Origin of the sequence: Kocuria sp. CPCC 205261 (assembly GCF_040981025.1) — a bacterium.
Classification (GTDB): domain Bacteria; phylum Actinomycetota; class Actinomycetes; order Actinomycetales; family Micrococcaceae; genus Kocuria; species Kocuria marina.
This window is the reverse complement of record NZ_JAVKPU010000008.1, coordinates 20,869-34,714: the sequence shown is the minus strand read 5'-3', so window position 1 is coordinate 34,714 and position 13,846 is coordinate 20,869. Positions and strand designations below refer to the sequence as shown.

At 69.6% G+C, this 13,846-nt stretch carries 12 protein-coding genes; 7 read left to right on the top strand and 5 right to left on the bottom strand.

Annotation, left to right across the window (positions count from 1 at the left end):
* The first annotated feature begins 3 nt into the window (after positions 1-3).
* From RF646_RS09005 to pknB, 5 genes are read left to right on the top strand one after another with little or no spacing between them, the layout of a single operon-like run.
* Entirely contained in the window at positions 4-1,578 is a 1,575-nt protein-coding gene (locus RF646_RS09005; RefSeq protein ID WP_368835769.1) for a PP2C family serine/threonine-protein phosphatase, read from the top strand.
* Complete coding sequence (locus RF646_RS09000) at positions 1,575-3,305, top strand: FtsW/RodA/SpoVE family cell cycle protein (protein WP_368835768.1); 1,731 nt, start codon at positions 1,575-1,577, stop codon at positions 3,303-3,305. Before RF646_RS09005 ends, RF646_RS09000 begins: the two co-directional genes overlap by 4 nt.
* Positions 3,302-4,744, top strand: a complete 1,443-nt coding sequence (locus RF646_RS08995) for a peptidoglycan D,D-transpeptidase FtsI family protein (protein WP_368835767.1) — start codon at positions 3,302-3,304, stop codon at positions 4,742-4,744. The genes RF646_RS09000 and RF646_RS08995 overlap by 4 nt, the downstream gene beginning before the upstream one ends.
* The gene (locus RF646_RS08990) at positions 4,741-6,543 is read left to right on the top strand and encodes a protein kinase (protein WP_368835766.1); all 1,803 of its coding nucleotides are present in this window, start codon (positions 4,741-4,743) and stop codon (positions 6,541-6,543) included. Before RF646_RS08995 ends, RF646_RS08990 begins: the two co-directional genes overlap by 4 nt.
* Positions 6,544-6,548: 5 nt before the next feature.
* Positions 6,549-8,519, top strand: a complete 1,971-nt coding sequence (gene pknB / locus RF646_RS08985; RefSeq protein WP_368835765.1) for a Stk1 family PASTA domain-containing Ser/Thr kinase — start codon at positions 6,549-6,551, stop codon at positions 8,517-8,519.
* A 91-nt stretch (positions 8,520-8,610) separates the two neighbouring features.
* Here the strand turns inward: pknB and RF646_RS08980 are convergent, their stop codons facing one another.
* Complete coding sequence (locus tag RF646_RS08980; protein ID WP_368835764.1) at positions 8,611-9,252, bottom strand: aminodeoxychorismate/anthranilate synthase component II; 642 nt, start codon at positions 9,250-9,252, stop codon at positions 8,611-8,613.
* Positions 9,253-9,441: 189 nt separating this feature from the next.
* Here RF646_RS08980 and RF646_RS08975 point away from each other — a divergent pair, with 189 nt between their 5' ends.
* The gene (locus tag RF646_RS08975) at positions 9,442-10,197 is read left to right on the top strand and encodes a cell division protein CrgA (RefSeq protein ID WP_368835763.1); all 756 of its coding nucleotides are present in this window, start codon (positions 9,442-9,444) and stop codon (positions 10,195-10,197) included.
* A gap of 40 nt (positions 10,198-10,237) precedes the next feature.
* Entirely contained in the window at positions 10,238-10,489 is a 252-nt protein-coding gene (locus tag RF646_RS08970) for a hypothetical protein (RefSeq protein ID WP_144998563.1), read from the top strand.
* A 111-nt stretch (positions 10,490-10,600) separates the two neighbouring features.
* Here the strand turns inward: RF646_RS08970 and RF646_RS08965 are convergent, their stop codons facing one another.
* The 4 genes from RF646_RS08965 to RF646_RS08950 all read right to left on the bottom strand — a co-directional run bounded on the left by RF646_RS08965 (position 10,601) and on the right by RF646_RS08950 (position 13,569).
* Positions 10,601-11,155 (bottom strand): YceI family protein, encoded by a 555-nt coding sequence (locus RF646_RS08965; protein WP_144998566.1) that lies wholly within the window; start codon positions 11,153-11,155, stop codon positions 10,601-10,603.
* A 152-nt stretch (positions 11,156-11,307) separates the two neighbouring features.
* A complete protein-coding gene (locus RF646_RS08960) occupies positions 11,308-11,967 on the bottom strand; it encodes a flavin reductase family protein (RefSeq protein WP_368814856.1) in 660 nt (219 codons plus the stop codon).
* 222 nt (positions 11,968-12,189) lie between these two features.
* A complete protein-coding gene (locus tag RF646_RS08955) occupies positions 12,190-12,717 on the bottom strand; it encodes a flavin reductase family protein (RefSeq protein WP_368835762.1) in 528 nt (175 codons plus the stop codon).
* Between the two features lie 141 nt (positions 12,718-12,858).
* Positions 12,859-13,569 (bottom strand): alpha-ketoglutarate-dependent dioxygenase AlkB, encoded by a 711-nt coding sequence (locus RF646_RS08950; RefSeq protein ID WP_064845637.1) that lies wholly within the window; start codon positions 13,567-13,569, stop codon positions 12,859-12,861.
* Positions 13,570-13,846: the final 277 nt, after the last annotated feature.

Genomic DNA, 13,846 nt, shown 5'->3' with positions numbered 1-13,846 from the left:
CCCATGCCCATTGCTTTCCGATATGCTGCTCGCTCCGACGTGGGCCGGGCCCGTTCCAAGAACGACGACTCCGCCTACGCCGGCCGCTACCTGGCCGTCGTCGCGGACGGGATGGGTGGTCACGTGGGGGGTGACGTCGCCTCGGCCTCCGCGGTGATCGACCTGACCCACCTGGACCACGCCGGCTACGACGGCGACGCCGAGACCGTGCTCGCGGACGAGATCCAGAACGCCAACCAGAACCTCGCGAAACTCGTGCAGTCCAATCCACGGTTGGGCGGGATGGGCACCACCGTGACGTCCCTGCTGATCGACGGGGACGTGATCTGCGTGGCGCACATCGGGGACTCCCGCGCGTACCGGTTGTCCGAGGCCGAGGGTTTCGAGCAGGTCACTACCGACCACACGTTCGTCCAGCGGCTGATCGACGAGGGCCGGTTGCAGCCCGAGGAGGCCGAGACCCACCCCCACAAGAACGTGCTCATGCGGGTGCTCGGTGACGTGGACGCCTCCCCCGAACTCGAGGTGCGCACCGTGCGCCCGGCCGTGGGTGAGCGCTGGTTGCTGTGCTCCGACGGCCTCAACGCGGTGGTGAACGCTCAGACCATCGAGAACGTGATGCGCTCCACGGGGGATCTGAACCAGATCGTGAACTCTCTCGTGGAACTGACCCTGGACCGCGGGGCCCCGGACAACGTGACCGTGGTTGTGGTGCAGGTGGACGAGATCCCCCAGGGCAGCGAGGCCCACCCCATGACCGGGGAGAGCCAGGGGACCGTACCGGATCAGTCCCGCACGTCGGACGAGCAACTCATGAGCGAGTCCGAGGTGGAGCACTGGGACGGACCCATGGACTCCCCCGTGGCCGGCGGCGGCACCGACTACCGCGAACCCGGCTACCCCCACACCACATCGCAGCCCACCCAGTCCTCGGCCTCCGTGCTGCGCCGGGACCTGGCCGAGCGTCCCCACCTGCTCGTGGGTGCCGCGGCGAACGCGACCCAGACGGGGCGCATCCCTACCGTCTCGGACTCGGCGATCCAGCGCCGCGCCACGATGCTCGCGACCTCCACGCTGGACGTGACCACCGATCCCGCCGAGGTACGCAGCCTGTTGCGTCGCAAGGGTGACGACCCCGCGCGCGGGACCAAACGCCGTCGTGCGGCGTGGATCGTGGGCGTCGTCGTGCTCGCCCTCGCCCTGCTGCTCGGCGGGTGGGGTGCGCGCGCGTGGACCTCGTCCCAGTACTACGTGGGTGAGGACCGGGGTCACGTGGCCGTGTTCCAGGGGGTCTCGCAGTCCCTGGGTCCCATTTCGCTGAGCGAGTTGAGCGCGACCACCGAGATCCCCGTGGACTCCCTGTCCCAGTACGCGCAGGACCGCGTGCGCGCCACGATCCCCGCGGGCAGCCGCGAGGAGGCCGAACAGATCGTCGCGGACCTGGAGTCCTCGCGCGGACCCGAACCCCGCCCCACGGGCCGGGTGACGGTCACGACCCCCACACCGAACCCGTCCGCGAGCGCGTCGCCGAGTGGCTCGGCCACCCCGCGCACGTCCCCCGGGGGTGAGAACCGATGAGTTCGACCGTGAACGCCGCGCCCGAGCGCGGCACAGAGGCTCCCGTGCGCCCCAGGCCGCGGCGGATCACCGAGTTGCTGTTGCTGCTCGTGGCCCTGGCGATCGGCGTGGGCGCCAACATCCTGGTGGATCCCGAACGCGCCCAAGCGGATCCCCGCCACATCATCATGAGCGGCACCGTGCTGGGCGTGGGCGCCCTGCTGGTGCACGTGGTGCTGTGGATCCGGGCGCGCTACGCGGACCCCTACCTGCTCCCGCTGGCCGTGGCGCTCAACGGGCTCGGGCTGGCGATGATCCACCGCATCGACCTGTCCACCAACCAGAGTGCCGCCAACACCCAGGTGGTGTGGACCGGCGTGGCCATGCTCGCGTGCTGCGTGGTGCTGTGGTTGCTCAAGGACCACCGGCGACTGCGCAACGTCACGTACATCATGTTGCTGCTCTCCGCCGTGCTCCTGCTGCTGCCCATGATCCCGGGCCTCGGCGTGGAGATCAACGGCGCCCGACTGTGGATCTCGGTGGCCGGGCGAACGTTCCAGCCCGGTGAGATCGCCAAGATCACGCTGGCCATCTTCTTCGCGGGCTACCTCTCGACCAACCGGGACCTGATCCTGCTGGCTGGGCGCAAGATCGGCCCCGTGCGCCTGCCGCGGTTCCGGGACATCGCCCCCATGCTCGCGGCGTGGGTGATCGCGATCGGCGTGCTGGTGCTGCAGAAGGACATGGGTACCGCCATCATGTTCTTCGGCCTGTTCCTGGCCATGGTCTACCTGGCCACGGGACGCCTGGGCTGGATCGTGTTGGGCGTGCTGCTCATGGCCGTGGGAGGTTTCGCCGCGAGCCGCATGTTCTCCCACGTGGCCCTGCGCCTGGACGCGTGGCTGGACGCCTTCAACCCGGACGTCTACAACCGCTCCCCCGGTGGCTCGGCGCAGATCGTGCAGGGACTGTTCGGTCTGGCCTCCGGCGGACTGTTCGGTCAGGGCCTGGGTCAGGGGCGCCCGGACCTGGTCTCCTATTCCAATTCGGACATGATCATCACGGCGTTCGGTGAGGAGCTCGGGCTGATCGGGCTCGGCGCGATCCTGGTGATGTTCCTGCTCTTCGCGACCCGCGGGTTGCGCGCGGCCCTGGGTACCCGTGATGCGTTCGGCAAGCTGTTGGCCGCGGGCCTGTCCTCGCTCATGGTGCTGCAGTTGCTCGTGGTGATCGGCGGTGTCACGCGGTTGCTGCCGCTGACCGGTCTGACCACCCCGTTCATGTCCGCCGGTGGCTCGTCCCTGCTGTCCAACTGGATCATCGTGGCGATCCTGCTGGCCATCTCCCACAGCGCGCGGCGCCCCGTGGTCACCGGCCCCGCCACGGACGAGGACCTCGCGACCTTCGAGCGCCGCCTCCGCGCCCGCGAGGAACGCCGCGACGACGAGCGCACCCGCACCGACGGCGCCGACGCCGCCCCGGGCCGGGAGCCGGCCACGGAGCCCACCCCGTCGCTGTCGCGGACCACGTCCGTATCCCACGACGCCGCGGCGTCCCCGGGCGCGGCGGAATCGGCATCCGCGACCGAGGCGATCTCGCGGATCACGCATCGCTCGAGCGGTTTCGCCGGCTACGGTGCCACGCGCGCCTCCCGGAGCGACCGCACCGGGGGTGACGCGGCGTCGTCGTCCGGTGAACGCGGCGCATCCGGTGGCAACGCGCACGATCAGGAAGGGGGGACCCGGTGAACAAGGCGATCCGGCGCATGTGGCTCATGGCCGTGGCCATCATGGTGGTGCTACTACTGACACTGACGTACGTGCAGTTCTTCGCGGCCAACGCCCTCCAGGCCAACCCGTGGAACAACCGCACGCTGTATGAACAGTTCGGCCGGGACCGCGGCTCGATCCTCGTGGGCGGGAAGGAGATCGCTCGCTCCGTGCCCGCGGACGGCGACTTCGCGCACCAGCGCGTCTATTCGGACTCCCCCCTGTACGCGAACCTCACCGGGTACTTCTCCCTGGTCTACGGGGCCACGGGACTCGAATCCGCCATGGGTGACCAGCTCTCGGGCGCGTCCGACGACCAGTTCTACGACCGCGTGGTGTCCCTGTTCTCCGGGAACCAACCCAAGGGCGCCTCGGTGGAGCTGACCCTGGACCCCGAGCTGCAGCGCATCGCGTACAACGCACTGGAGGGTCACAACGGCTCCATCGTGGCCGTGGACCCCAAGACCGGCGAGATCAAGGCCATGGTCTCCCGCAAGAGCTACGACGCGAACGCCCTGTCCTCGCACGACACGAACCAGGTGGTCGCCGCAGCCCAGTCCCTGAACGCGGACCCGGACAAGCCGCTCGTGAACCGCGCGATCAGCGGGGACCTGTACTCCCCCGGTTCCACGTTCAAGATCATCGACACCGTGGCCGCGCTGGAGTCCGGAAAGTACACGACCGACACCACGCTGCCGAACCCCAACGAGCTCCCGCTCCCGGACACGACAGTTAGCCTGCCCAACTACCGCCAGGGCGGGTGTGCCGCGCGCTCCCAGGTGGACCTGCGCTTCGCGCTCGAGCAGTCCTGCAACACCCCGTTCGCGCACATCGCCATGGACCTGGGCCAGGACAAGATCCGCCAGACCGCGCAGAACTTCGGCTACGGCCAGAACCTGGACATCCCGCTGCAGGTCACCCCGTCCGTGTTCCCCGAGGACATGAACCAGGCCCAGCTCGCCCTGTCCTCGATCGGACAGTACGACGTCCGCACCACCCCGCTGCAGGTGGCCATGGCCTCCGCGGCTATAGCCAACGACGGTGTGATGATGCGTCCCAGCCTCATCAAGGCCGTGCGCTCCTCGGACCTGTCCGTGATCGACCAGTTCCAGGCCGAGCAGCTGCGCCGCTCCACGGACGCGGAGACCGCGGGCACCGTCAAGGACCTGATGACCTCCGTGGTCAGTAACGGCATCGCGTCCGGCGCGGCCGTGCCCGGCGTGCAGGTGGCCGGGAAGACCGGCACGGCGGAGATCGGCAGGGACGGATTGAACGATTCGTGGTTCACTGGATTCGCGCCCGCCGACGACCCCCAGTTGGCGGTGGCCGTGGTGGTCGAGGACGTGGACGTCACCACAGGGTCTTCCCTGACCAGCCCCAGTGCCCGGCAACTCTTCGAGGCGGTGTTGAACAAGTGAGACCATCGTCGAACACCACCCTGGGCGGTCGTTACGCCCTGACGGAACGAATTGCCATCGGCGGCATGGGCGAGGTGTGGAAGGCCAAGGATCAGGTCCTGGGTCGGATCGTCGCGGTGAAGATCCTCAAGGACGAGTACAACGGGGATCCCACGTTCCTGCAGCGTTTCCGGGCGGAGGCCCGTCACACCGCCCTGCTCAACCACCCGGGTGTGGCCAACGTCTTCGACTACGGCGAGGACGAGGGCTCCGCGTTCCTGGTCATGGAACTCGTGCCCGGCGAACCGCTGTCCAACATCATCGACCGGCAGAAGTCGTTGGACCCGGACACGGTCTTGAACTACATCGGCCAGACCGCCCGCGCCCTGGCCGCCGCGCACGCGCAAGGGCTCGTGCACCGGGACGTGAAGCCCGGCAACCTGATCATCACCCCGGACAACCGCGTCAAGGTCACCGACTTCGGCATCGCCCGGCTGGCGGACCAGGTGCCGCTCACGGCCACCGGCCAGGTCATGGGCACGGCCCAGTACCTGGCCCCCGAGCAGGCCACCGGTCAGACCGCCACGGGCTCCTCGGACATCTACTCCCTGGGGATCATCGGCTACGAACTGCTCGCCGGCCGGCGCCCCTTCACGGGGGAATCCCAGATCGCGATCGCCCTGGCCCAGGTCAACGACAACCCTCCCGCGCTGCCGGACTCCATCCCGGACCCGGTGCGCGCCCTCATCATGTCCATGCTCGCCAAGGACCCGGAGGAACGCCCGGAGAACGCGGGCAAGCTCGCCAACGCCGTGGATGCGCTGCGCCGCGGGGACGTCACGGCCGCGGTCACGATGGTCCCGGGGATGCAGCCATTCCTGTCCCAGGACTTCTCCGACGAGCAACCCACCGAGGCCATCGCACCGGTCTCGGGACCGAGCACCCGGCCCATGTCCGGGACGGCCGCCGCGGGAGTGACCGGTTCGGCCGCGGCCGCGGCCCAGCCGGACCCCAAGTACAGCGCCCACCCCTCTACCGCACAGTTCGACGCCGTGAACCGGCCACCGAGCTCGCAGCGCGGTTCCACCCCGCAGGGTGAGCGGCGCAAGACGTCCGTGTGGGCGTGGTTGTTGCCGCTGCTCGCACTTCTGGTGGCCCTGGCCGTGGCCGGGGTGTACTTCTTCTCCTCGCGGGACGATTCCGGCTCCCCCGCACCGGGCACCGTCACGTCCTCCACCGTGAGCCCCACCGCGAACACCGTGGTGTTGCCCGCCAACATGGTGGGCCGCGACGCGGACCAGGTCGCCTCCGAGATCACCGCCATGGGCGTGAACGTGGACAAGCGGCTGCAGCAGGGCACGGGTCAGGCGGAGAACACCGTGGTCTCCGTGGAACCCGCGGCCGGTTCGCGGGTGAAAGTCGGTTCCACCGTGGTGATGTACGTCGCGTGGACCCCGGGTGCCCAGACGACCCCGGGGGCCGGGACCGGGGGCACCGGTGCCACGCAGTCACCGCAGCAACAGCCCGAGCAGAACCAGAACACCCAGGCACCGCAACAGACCGCTCCCACCAACGGCGGGGGCAACGGCGCCGGTAACGGCGACGGCGCGGACAACGGCGGGGCCGGTAACGGAGCCACCAACGGCGCCGGGGAGACCGGCCAGAACGGGGCGAACACCCAGGCGGACACCGGTGCCCAGGGGACCACGGATCAGAGCGCCCGCTCCGAGGCAGGATCCGGGCAGTCCAACCCCGTGCAGGGCACCGGTGACGGGGCGCTCGCGGCTCCGAGCGCTCCCGGCAGCGGCGCGGGCGGCTGACACGCATGGGGACGTCGGGACTGCCGGATCTGATCAACGACCGGTACGAGGTCGGTGAGGTCATCGGCCGCGGTGGCATGGCCACGGTGCACGTGGGACAGGACGTTCGCCTGGGCCGCCGCGTGGCCATCAAGATCCTGCGTCCGGAACTGGCCGCGGATGAGACGTTCCACGAGCGGTTCCAGCGCGAGGCCCACGCCGTGGCGTCCCTCAACCACCACTCGATCGTGGCCATCTACGACACCGGGGAAATCCGCCCCCAGGGCCCGGACGGTGTCCTGCGCCCCTACATCGTCATGGAATACGTCCCCGGGCGCACACTGCGGGAACTCATGCACGGGCCGGGGGTCACTCCGGAACAGGCCATCGAGTACATGCTCGGCATCATGGACGCCCTGTCCTTCAGCCACCGCGCGGGGATCGTGCACCGGGACATCAAACCCGCCAACGTCAAGGTCACCCCGGACGGCAGCGTCAAGGTCATGGACTTCGGGATCGCGCGTGCCGTGGAGGACACGCAGGCCGCGCTGACCCAGTCCCAGGCCGTGCTCGGCACCGCACAGTACCTTTCCCCCGAACAGGCCAGCGGGGCCGCGGTGGATCCCCGTTCGGACCTGTACTCCGCCGCGTGCGTGCTCTTCGAGTTGCTGACCGGGCGCGCGCCGTTCGTGGGGGAATCCTCCGTGGCGATCGCCGCGCAGCACGTTCGGGACGCGCCGCCCGCGCCGTCGGCGGTGAACCCGCAGTTGCCGCCCGCCGTGGACCGGTTCATGGAGCGCGCCCTCGCCAAGGACCCGCGGGACCGGTTCGTGGATGCCGGGCAGATGCGCCGGGCCCTGCGTGAACTGGGCGGGCAACTGCCCGGCAATCTCGGGGCCACACAGCCCATCGACGTCACCCACACCGTCGATTCCCACACCAAGACCCTGCCCGCGGTGGGTGCCGGTGCCCCGGCCGCCGCCGTGACCGCCGCGGGGCGCAGCGAGGATGCCGAGCCCACCGTCTCCGCACAGTACGGCGGGTTCGACGACGACGCCGCGGCCGACGACCCAGCGCCCGTCGCCGCCCCCGCGTCCGCCTCCGCGCCGTACGAACAGCGCCGTCGCAGGCCCCTGTGGGTCGTGCCCGTGGTGCTGCTGCTCGTGCTCGCGCTGCTGGTCGGCGGAACCGTGCTGGGCGTGCGGTGGTGGCAGGACCAGCAGGTCGAACAGGTCGCGCAGGTGAGCGTCCCCCAGGTCACGGGGATGGACAGCACCACGGCGGAGAACACCCTGCGGGACGCGGGGCTGAACCCCACGTTCACCACGCAGCACAGTGACAGCGTGCCGGACAAGCACGTGATCAGCATGAGCCCCGCCGCGGGGACCCAGGTGGACCAGGGGTCCTCGGTGGCCGTCGTGGTCTCCGAGGGGCCCGAGAACGTGACCGTGCCCAACGATCTCGTGGGCCAATCCTTGGACTACGCCCGCCAGTCCCTGCAGCAGGCCGGCCTCACGGCGGGCCCGGTCAGCACGGTCAACAGCGCCACCGCGCCCCACAACGTGGTGCTCTCGACCGATCCCGGACAGGGCGCCTCGGTGGCCCGGGACAGCGCGGTCAAACTGCAGGTGTCCACGGGCAAGGTCACGGTCCCGGACGTCGTCGGCCGCAGCCGCGCGGAGGCCGAACAGGCCTTGCGGGCGGACGACGTGCGGCTCAACTACGACGTGGAGATCCGCGAGACCGAGGATGCTGAGGCTGGCACGGTGCTGCGGCAGTCCGCTCCCGCGGGGTCCTCCGTGAGCCAGGGGTCCACGATCACGCTCACGGTGGCCCGGAAGGTGACGCCCACGCCGAGCCCCACCCCGTCCCCGACGAACGAGGACGAGCCCACGGCGGAACCCACGACTCCCGCCGAACCCACGGATGCCGCACCGCAACCCACGCAGCCCCAGCCCACGAGTCGCCCCACCGCATCCCGCGGGGGCGACGGCTGAGATCGGCCGGGCCTTACTGTGCGGGGCCTTGTTTCGACGGACCTCGCTCCGACGGAGTGTGCGGTCCGGGTGCCTCTGACGGAACTGGTTCTCAGGCGGTCATGAGCGGGGACAACCCCGCGGCCGCCGCGGCGGCACCGTGCTGGCCCACTTCCTCGAGCCAGTTGCCGAGCATGAGGTAGCCACCCTCCGTGAGCACGGACTCGGGGTGGAACTGCACACCGTGCAGCGGGGCGGAGCGGTGCTTGAGACCCATGACCACCTGCCCGTCGTCGGTGGTCGCGGTGACCTTGAGGCAGTCCGGGACGGTGTCCGCGGCCACGGCGAGCGAGTGGTACCGGGTCGCGGTGAACGGCGACGGGACCGAGGCGAAGACGCTGTCCCCGTGGTGCACCAACTGGGACGTCTTGCCGTGCATGAGCTGTTGGGCGTGGCCCACGTGAGCGCCGTAGACCTCACCGAGCGCCTGGTGGCCCAGGCACACGCCGAGCAACGGTGTCCTGGTGTGCTCCGCCCAGCGGATCAGGTCCGCGCACACGCCGGCGTCCGCGGGGGCACCGGGGCCGGGGGACAGCAGGACACCCTGGTGTTCACCGGCGAGAGCGGTGGCCGCGGCGACGTCCAGGTCGTCGTTGCGCACCACGGTCGTCTGGGCCCCCAATTGCTGCAGATACCCCACCAAGGTATAGACAAAGCTGTCGTAGTTATCCACGACGAGAATCTTCACAGACACTCAAGAACTCCTGCGCGTTCACCAATTGACAGAACTCGCGCCAGTCTACGCCCGCTCGGGCGGATAGACTGAACGCCGATCTCGCGGCAGGAACCGGTCCCCGCCGCACCCGCGGGCCGCCACGGCCGCGCACCCACCCCCGGGTCACGCCCGGACGTGGTGCCCACGCAGCAGGAGGAAAGAACGCCAGTGTCTGAGCCCAAGAAGCGCTTCGGTCGATCCCGTAAGTCGCAGGACGACACACAGGACTTCGCCCTCACGGAACGGGACCGCGAACTCGCCGCCCTCGCGGCGGAGATCCTTCCCCGCAACAGCGCCGCCGCGTCCTTCGAGCGTTCTGCCGCGCGCAAATCCGGGTCCTCGGCCGTCTCCACCAAGGATGCGGCGACCGACCACGGTCTCGCCGACGACGCCGCTGCGCCCGGTACCGGGGATGCGTCCGGTGACCCGGCTGTGCCCGCTGGCAAGACGACGTCCGTCGGTAAGGGCCGGGCAGGGAAGAAGCGGGCGGCCGCGGCATCCGTGTCCGCTTCCGGGACCGCTGTAGCGAACGAATCCGGCATGAAAGGGGCCCGGGCCGGTACGTCCGGAGCGGACGCGTCCGGCGAGGCCGGGTCCACCGACGAGCCGGGCGTCGGCACGTCCGATACGAGCGAGGACGCGGAGACGCCCGCGGCGCGCAAGAAGCTGCAGCGGGACGAGCGACGTCGTGCGGCGAAGGCCGCCAAGGCGGAGAAGCGCGAGCGCCGGTCCACCGACTACCAGCCCACGCCGCTGTGGTACAAGGTGGTCATGATCGGGTTGATGATCCTGGGGCTGTTGTGGATCATCACCTACTACCTGTTCCAGGGCATGGTGCCCATCCCCGGGATCAGCGTGTGGAATCTGGTGATCGGGCTCGGGTTCATGCTGGCGGGGCTCATCATGACCACCAGATGGCGTTGACCCTGCCACCGATCCGCACTCGCGCCCCGCAGGAGGCCTCGTGAACACTTCCCCTCACCCCTCGTCACCCGATGACGGGCGGGGCGGCGGGCCCCCCGATCGGAACTTCCCGGACGACGACGCCGCTCCGGGGCCCCTGTCCGAGGCGTCGTCGCGCCGAGGCGCGAACGGAACCCGCCGCGAGGGGTACCGGATCAACCCCGCGCGTATGGAGGTGCGGGTGCGGCGCATCGCGCTCGTGGGACTCGTGCTCGTGCCGCTGATCTACTTCATCGTGCAGTCGTTGCGCTAGCCGCGCTCCTGCCCCGCGGAACGCAAGTGCCCCATCGGTCGGACAACCGGTGGGGCACTGTTCACGTGGGGAGCGAGTCGCTCGGGCGCGAGATGCTCAGGTGCGAGTCGTTCAGTTGGCGGACTCCGGAGCGGTGAACTCCACGTCCAGGTCGATGCGCACCTTGTCGGAGACCATGACCCCGCCGGCCTCGAGGGCGGCGTTCCAGGTCACGTTGAACTCCTTGCGGGAGATCGAGGTGGAGGCGGTGAAGCCCGCGCGGGTGGTGCCGAAGGCGTCCACGGCCACGCCGTTGAACTCGGCGTCTAGCTTCACGGGCTTGGTCACGCCACGCAGGGTGAGCTCGCCGGTCACGGTGCCCTCACCGTCGTTGAGCTCCAGGCCGGTGATCTTGTAGGTCATCTGCGGGTGGTTCTCCACGTCGAAGAACTCGGCCGAGCGCACGTGGTTGTCGCGGGTCTCGTTCTTGGTGTCTACGGAGTTCATCCCCACGGCCACCTGGCCGTTGGACTGCGAAGCGTCCTCGGCCACGTTGAGTTCACCGGAGACGTCGCTGAACACGCCGCGCACCTTGGAGATACCTGCGTGGCGGACGGAGAACGCGACCTCCGTGTGGGCGGGGTCCAGGGTCCAGGTTCCGGGGGTCATACCTTCGAGCGTGGTCATTCGTTTCTCCTTGGCATCGGGCGGGCCGTCGTCGGGCGGCCCAATTGGTTGCTTCGGAAACTAATTTACGACCCGCTGTTTGATGCGTCAACCTATTCTGGAGAAAACTTTGGGTGAACAGCGTCACACACGGCACGGCGAAGGCCCGCCCGTCAGAGGTGCAGGTCCAGCACCGAGCTGTCGCTGAGGCCGTGGAACTGCCGCTGGTGGTACACAAGCGGGCTGCCCGAGCCCTCTTCACCCAGGACCTCCACGACGGCGGCATTGAACACGAGCGCCGGCCCGGCCTTGATCCGCGCGAGCGGGATGGCCCTCAGCACGCGGCGCACCCCGAGCAAGCGGGGCTCGCCTGTGGACAGCGTGGTCCACTCCATGTCGTCCCCGAAACGGGGTGCACCCGAAATGGCGAAGGATCGTGCGAGTTCCACGTTGTCCGAATCCAGGAAATGCACCACGAAGGAATCGGCCGTTGCCACGACGGCCGCTGAACCGCGCTTGGCCTGCAGTGAGAAGCCGAGGATCGGGGGGTCGGCGGAGATGGAGGAGACGGAGGACGCCGTGAGGCCCACGGGGCCTTCCGGCCCGGCGACCGTGATGATCGCGATGCCCGCGGGATGCTGACCGAACGCGGACTTGAACCCTTCCGTCAGGCGCGGATCGCTGTGCAGCGCCTCCGTGGGGGCCACGAGGTCCACGGCATGTGCGGCGACCCGTTCTGCCTCACCTCCGGATGCCGGGACACCGTCCAACCCCTGGCCGGGGTCGGGGGTCTCGGGATCTGCTGAGGTGTTCTGGCTGACGCGGTCCGGCATGGTGGGTCCTCTCACACGGCTGTGTTCCCGGATCGGCGGTCCGGCCGCCGTTATCCGGACAGGCTAAATCCTGCCAGGCATCTCATGTCCAACACATGATTTCGTAGTCCACATTCTGGGCCACACGGCGCAATGAGACGTCACATTGGGGGGACACCACCACTGCGCACCGTGCGACGAGCGATCCCCCACTTCTCACCGTACGCCCACCCGCGGCCGGGATCACCCGATGCTCTTGTACTCCCTCGCGAAATGGATCAGGGGACGGTCCGCGGCACCCGCGTCCACCCCTCGGCCCATGGCCGTGACACGCCCCACGACCACCAGGTGGGTTGCCGCGGTGTGGGTGGACACGGTGTCCAGCTCGAACCAGCTCAGGCACCCGTCGATCACAGGCGTCCCCGTGCGCTCGGTGCGGTGGAACGGGACGGTGTCCAGCAGTCCGTCCACGGGGTTGCCCGGACTCGCGAGCCAATTCGCCACGGAGCGCTGATCCGCGTTCAGCAGGGACAGGGCCCAGGATCCGGAGCCCTCCACGGCCTCGCACATCCGCCCCATGTCGTACAGGCACACGAGCATGGTGGGCGGATCGTAGGAGACGTCCGCGAACGCCGTGACGGTGATCGCGTGGTCCTTGCCCCGGTAGCGCGAGCACACCACGCCCACCCCCACCGCGTGATCGGCGGCCAGGGTGCGATAGCGCTCCACCTGCACGCCCGTGGGGCTGGGATCCAGGGTCTCGTTCTGCATGACCCCAGTGTGTCATCGCGCCCGTCGCGGCCCCGGGTCCGAGCGGGGCACCGGTTCTCGTGGCCGAGCCGCGCGCAGACCCTCGCGTTCGAGCGGGGCGCCCGACCCCGTCTGCCGACAGACGGGGTCGCTCTCAGCACGTCAGCGCGCTCGCCGGTGTCCACCCGTCATGCGTAGCGTGATGTTCAACCGCCCGCCGTTCTTCAACCCCAGGTGCAGGCCACCCGTGCCGGGGAACACTTTGGGCACGCCGTGGAACGCGTACCGGGAGGGTCCGCCGAACACGAACAGGTCCCCCGAGCGCAGTTCCACGTCCCGGTACGGAGCCGTGCGGGTCTCGGTGTTGCCGAAGCGGAACGTGCATGTGTCCCCCAGGGACAGGGACACGATGGGCGCCGCCGAGAACTCGTCCTTGTCCTGGTGCATCCCCATGTGCGCGGCGCCGTCGTAGTAGTTGACCAGCGCGGAGTCGGGGACGAAACCGCGGACGACGTCCTCGACTTCGGGGACGCCCACATCTCCCGCGTCCACCACCCCGTACGCGTCCGCCACGGCCCGCGCACCCAGGTCCACGAGCCAGTCCGGCAGGGCCGCGACCTCCGCTCCCCCGGTGGCCCCGTAGCGGTAGGGGGTCCGATTCGCGCCGAGCATGACCGACTGCACGGACATCCGACCGCCGCCCGGCATCACCTGGTGACGCATGGGGGCCGAGCGCACCCAGTCACGGCACGCGGCCACGAGATCGTGCTGCCGGGCGACGGGGAGCCAATCGGGAACGTGCACGGCCCCGGGCGCGAGCACGGTGGGCTCGCGGGGGACGGTGAACAGCTCGGTGACCTCGTACTCGGCCATGCCCGTGAGCCTATGACCGACCCCCGACACCCACAACGCGCGCCGCCAGGCGCCGGCTGGGGCGATCCGAGCAGGGCGCCCCGAGAACTGAACCGGCAAGTCCGGGTCCGGTGGTGGCCCCGAGTCTGCCGGTAGGCGCTCCCTCATCCCGCTCCCCCGCTCATCCCCTCCCACCCCGGGCAACCCGTTCAGCACACCCGGGAGAGCAGCGGCCCGCGGAATATCGGGCCCCGTGAGCCCGTTATTCCTACAGCAAGTTTTCTCTGGAAAGGGTTTC

Excerpts from the sequence above, each read along its gene's own strand:
- RF646_RS08955 (WP_368835762.1), bottom strand. The coding sequence starts at position 12,717 with ATGCAGAACGAGACCCTGGATCCCAGCCCCACGGGCGTGCAGGTGGAG.
- RF646_RS08960 (WP_368814856.1), bottom strand. The coding sequence starts at position 11,967 with ATGCCGGACCGCGTCAGCCAGAACACCTCAGCAGATCCCGAGACCCCC.
- RF646_RS09000 (WP_368835768.1), top strand. The coding sequence starts at position 1,575 with ATGAGTTCGACCGTGAACGCCGCGCCCGAGCGCGGCACAGAGGCTCCC.
- RF646_RS08965 (WP_144998566.1), bottom strand. The coding sequence starts at position 11,155 with ATGACCACGCTCGAAGGTATGACCCCCGGAACCTGGACCCTGGACCCC.
- RF646_RS09005 (WP_368835769.1), top strand. The coding sequence starts at position 4 with ATGCCCATTGCTTTCCGATATGCTGCTCGCTCCGACGTGGGCCGGGCC.
- RF646_RS08950 (WP_064845637.1), bottom strand. The coding sequence starts at position 13,569 with ATGGCCGAGTACGAGGTCACCGAGCTGTTCACCGTCCCCCGCGAGCCC.
- pknB (WP_368835765.1), top strand. The coding sequence starts at position 6,549 with ATGGGGACGTCGGGACTGCCGGATCTGATCAACGACCGGTACGAGGTC.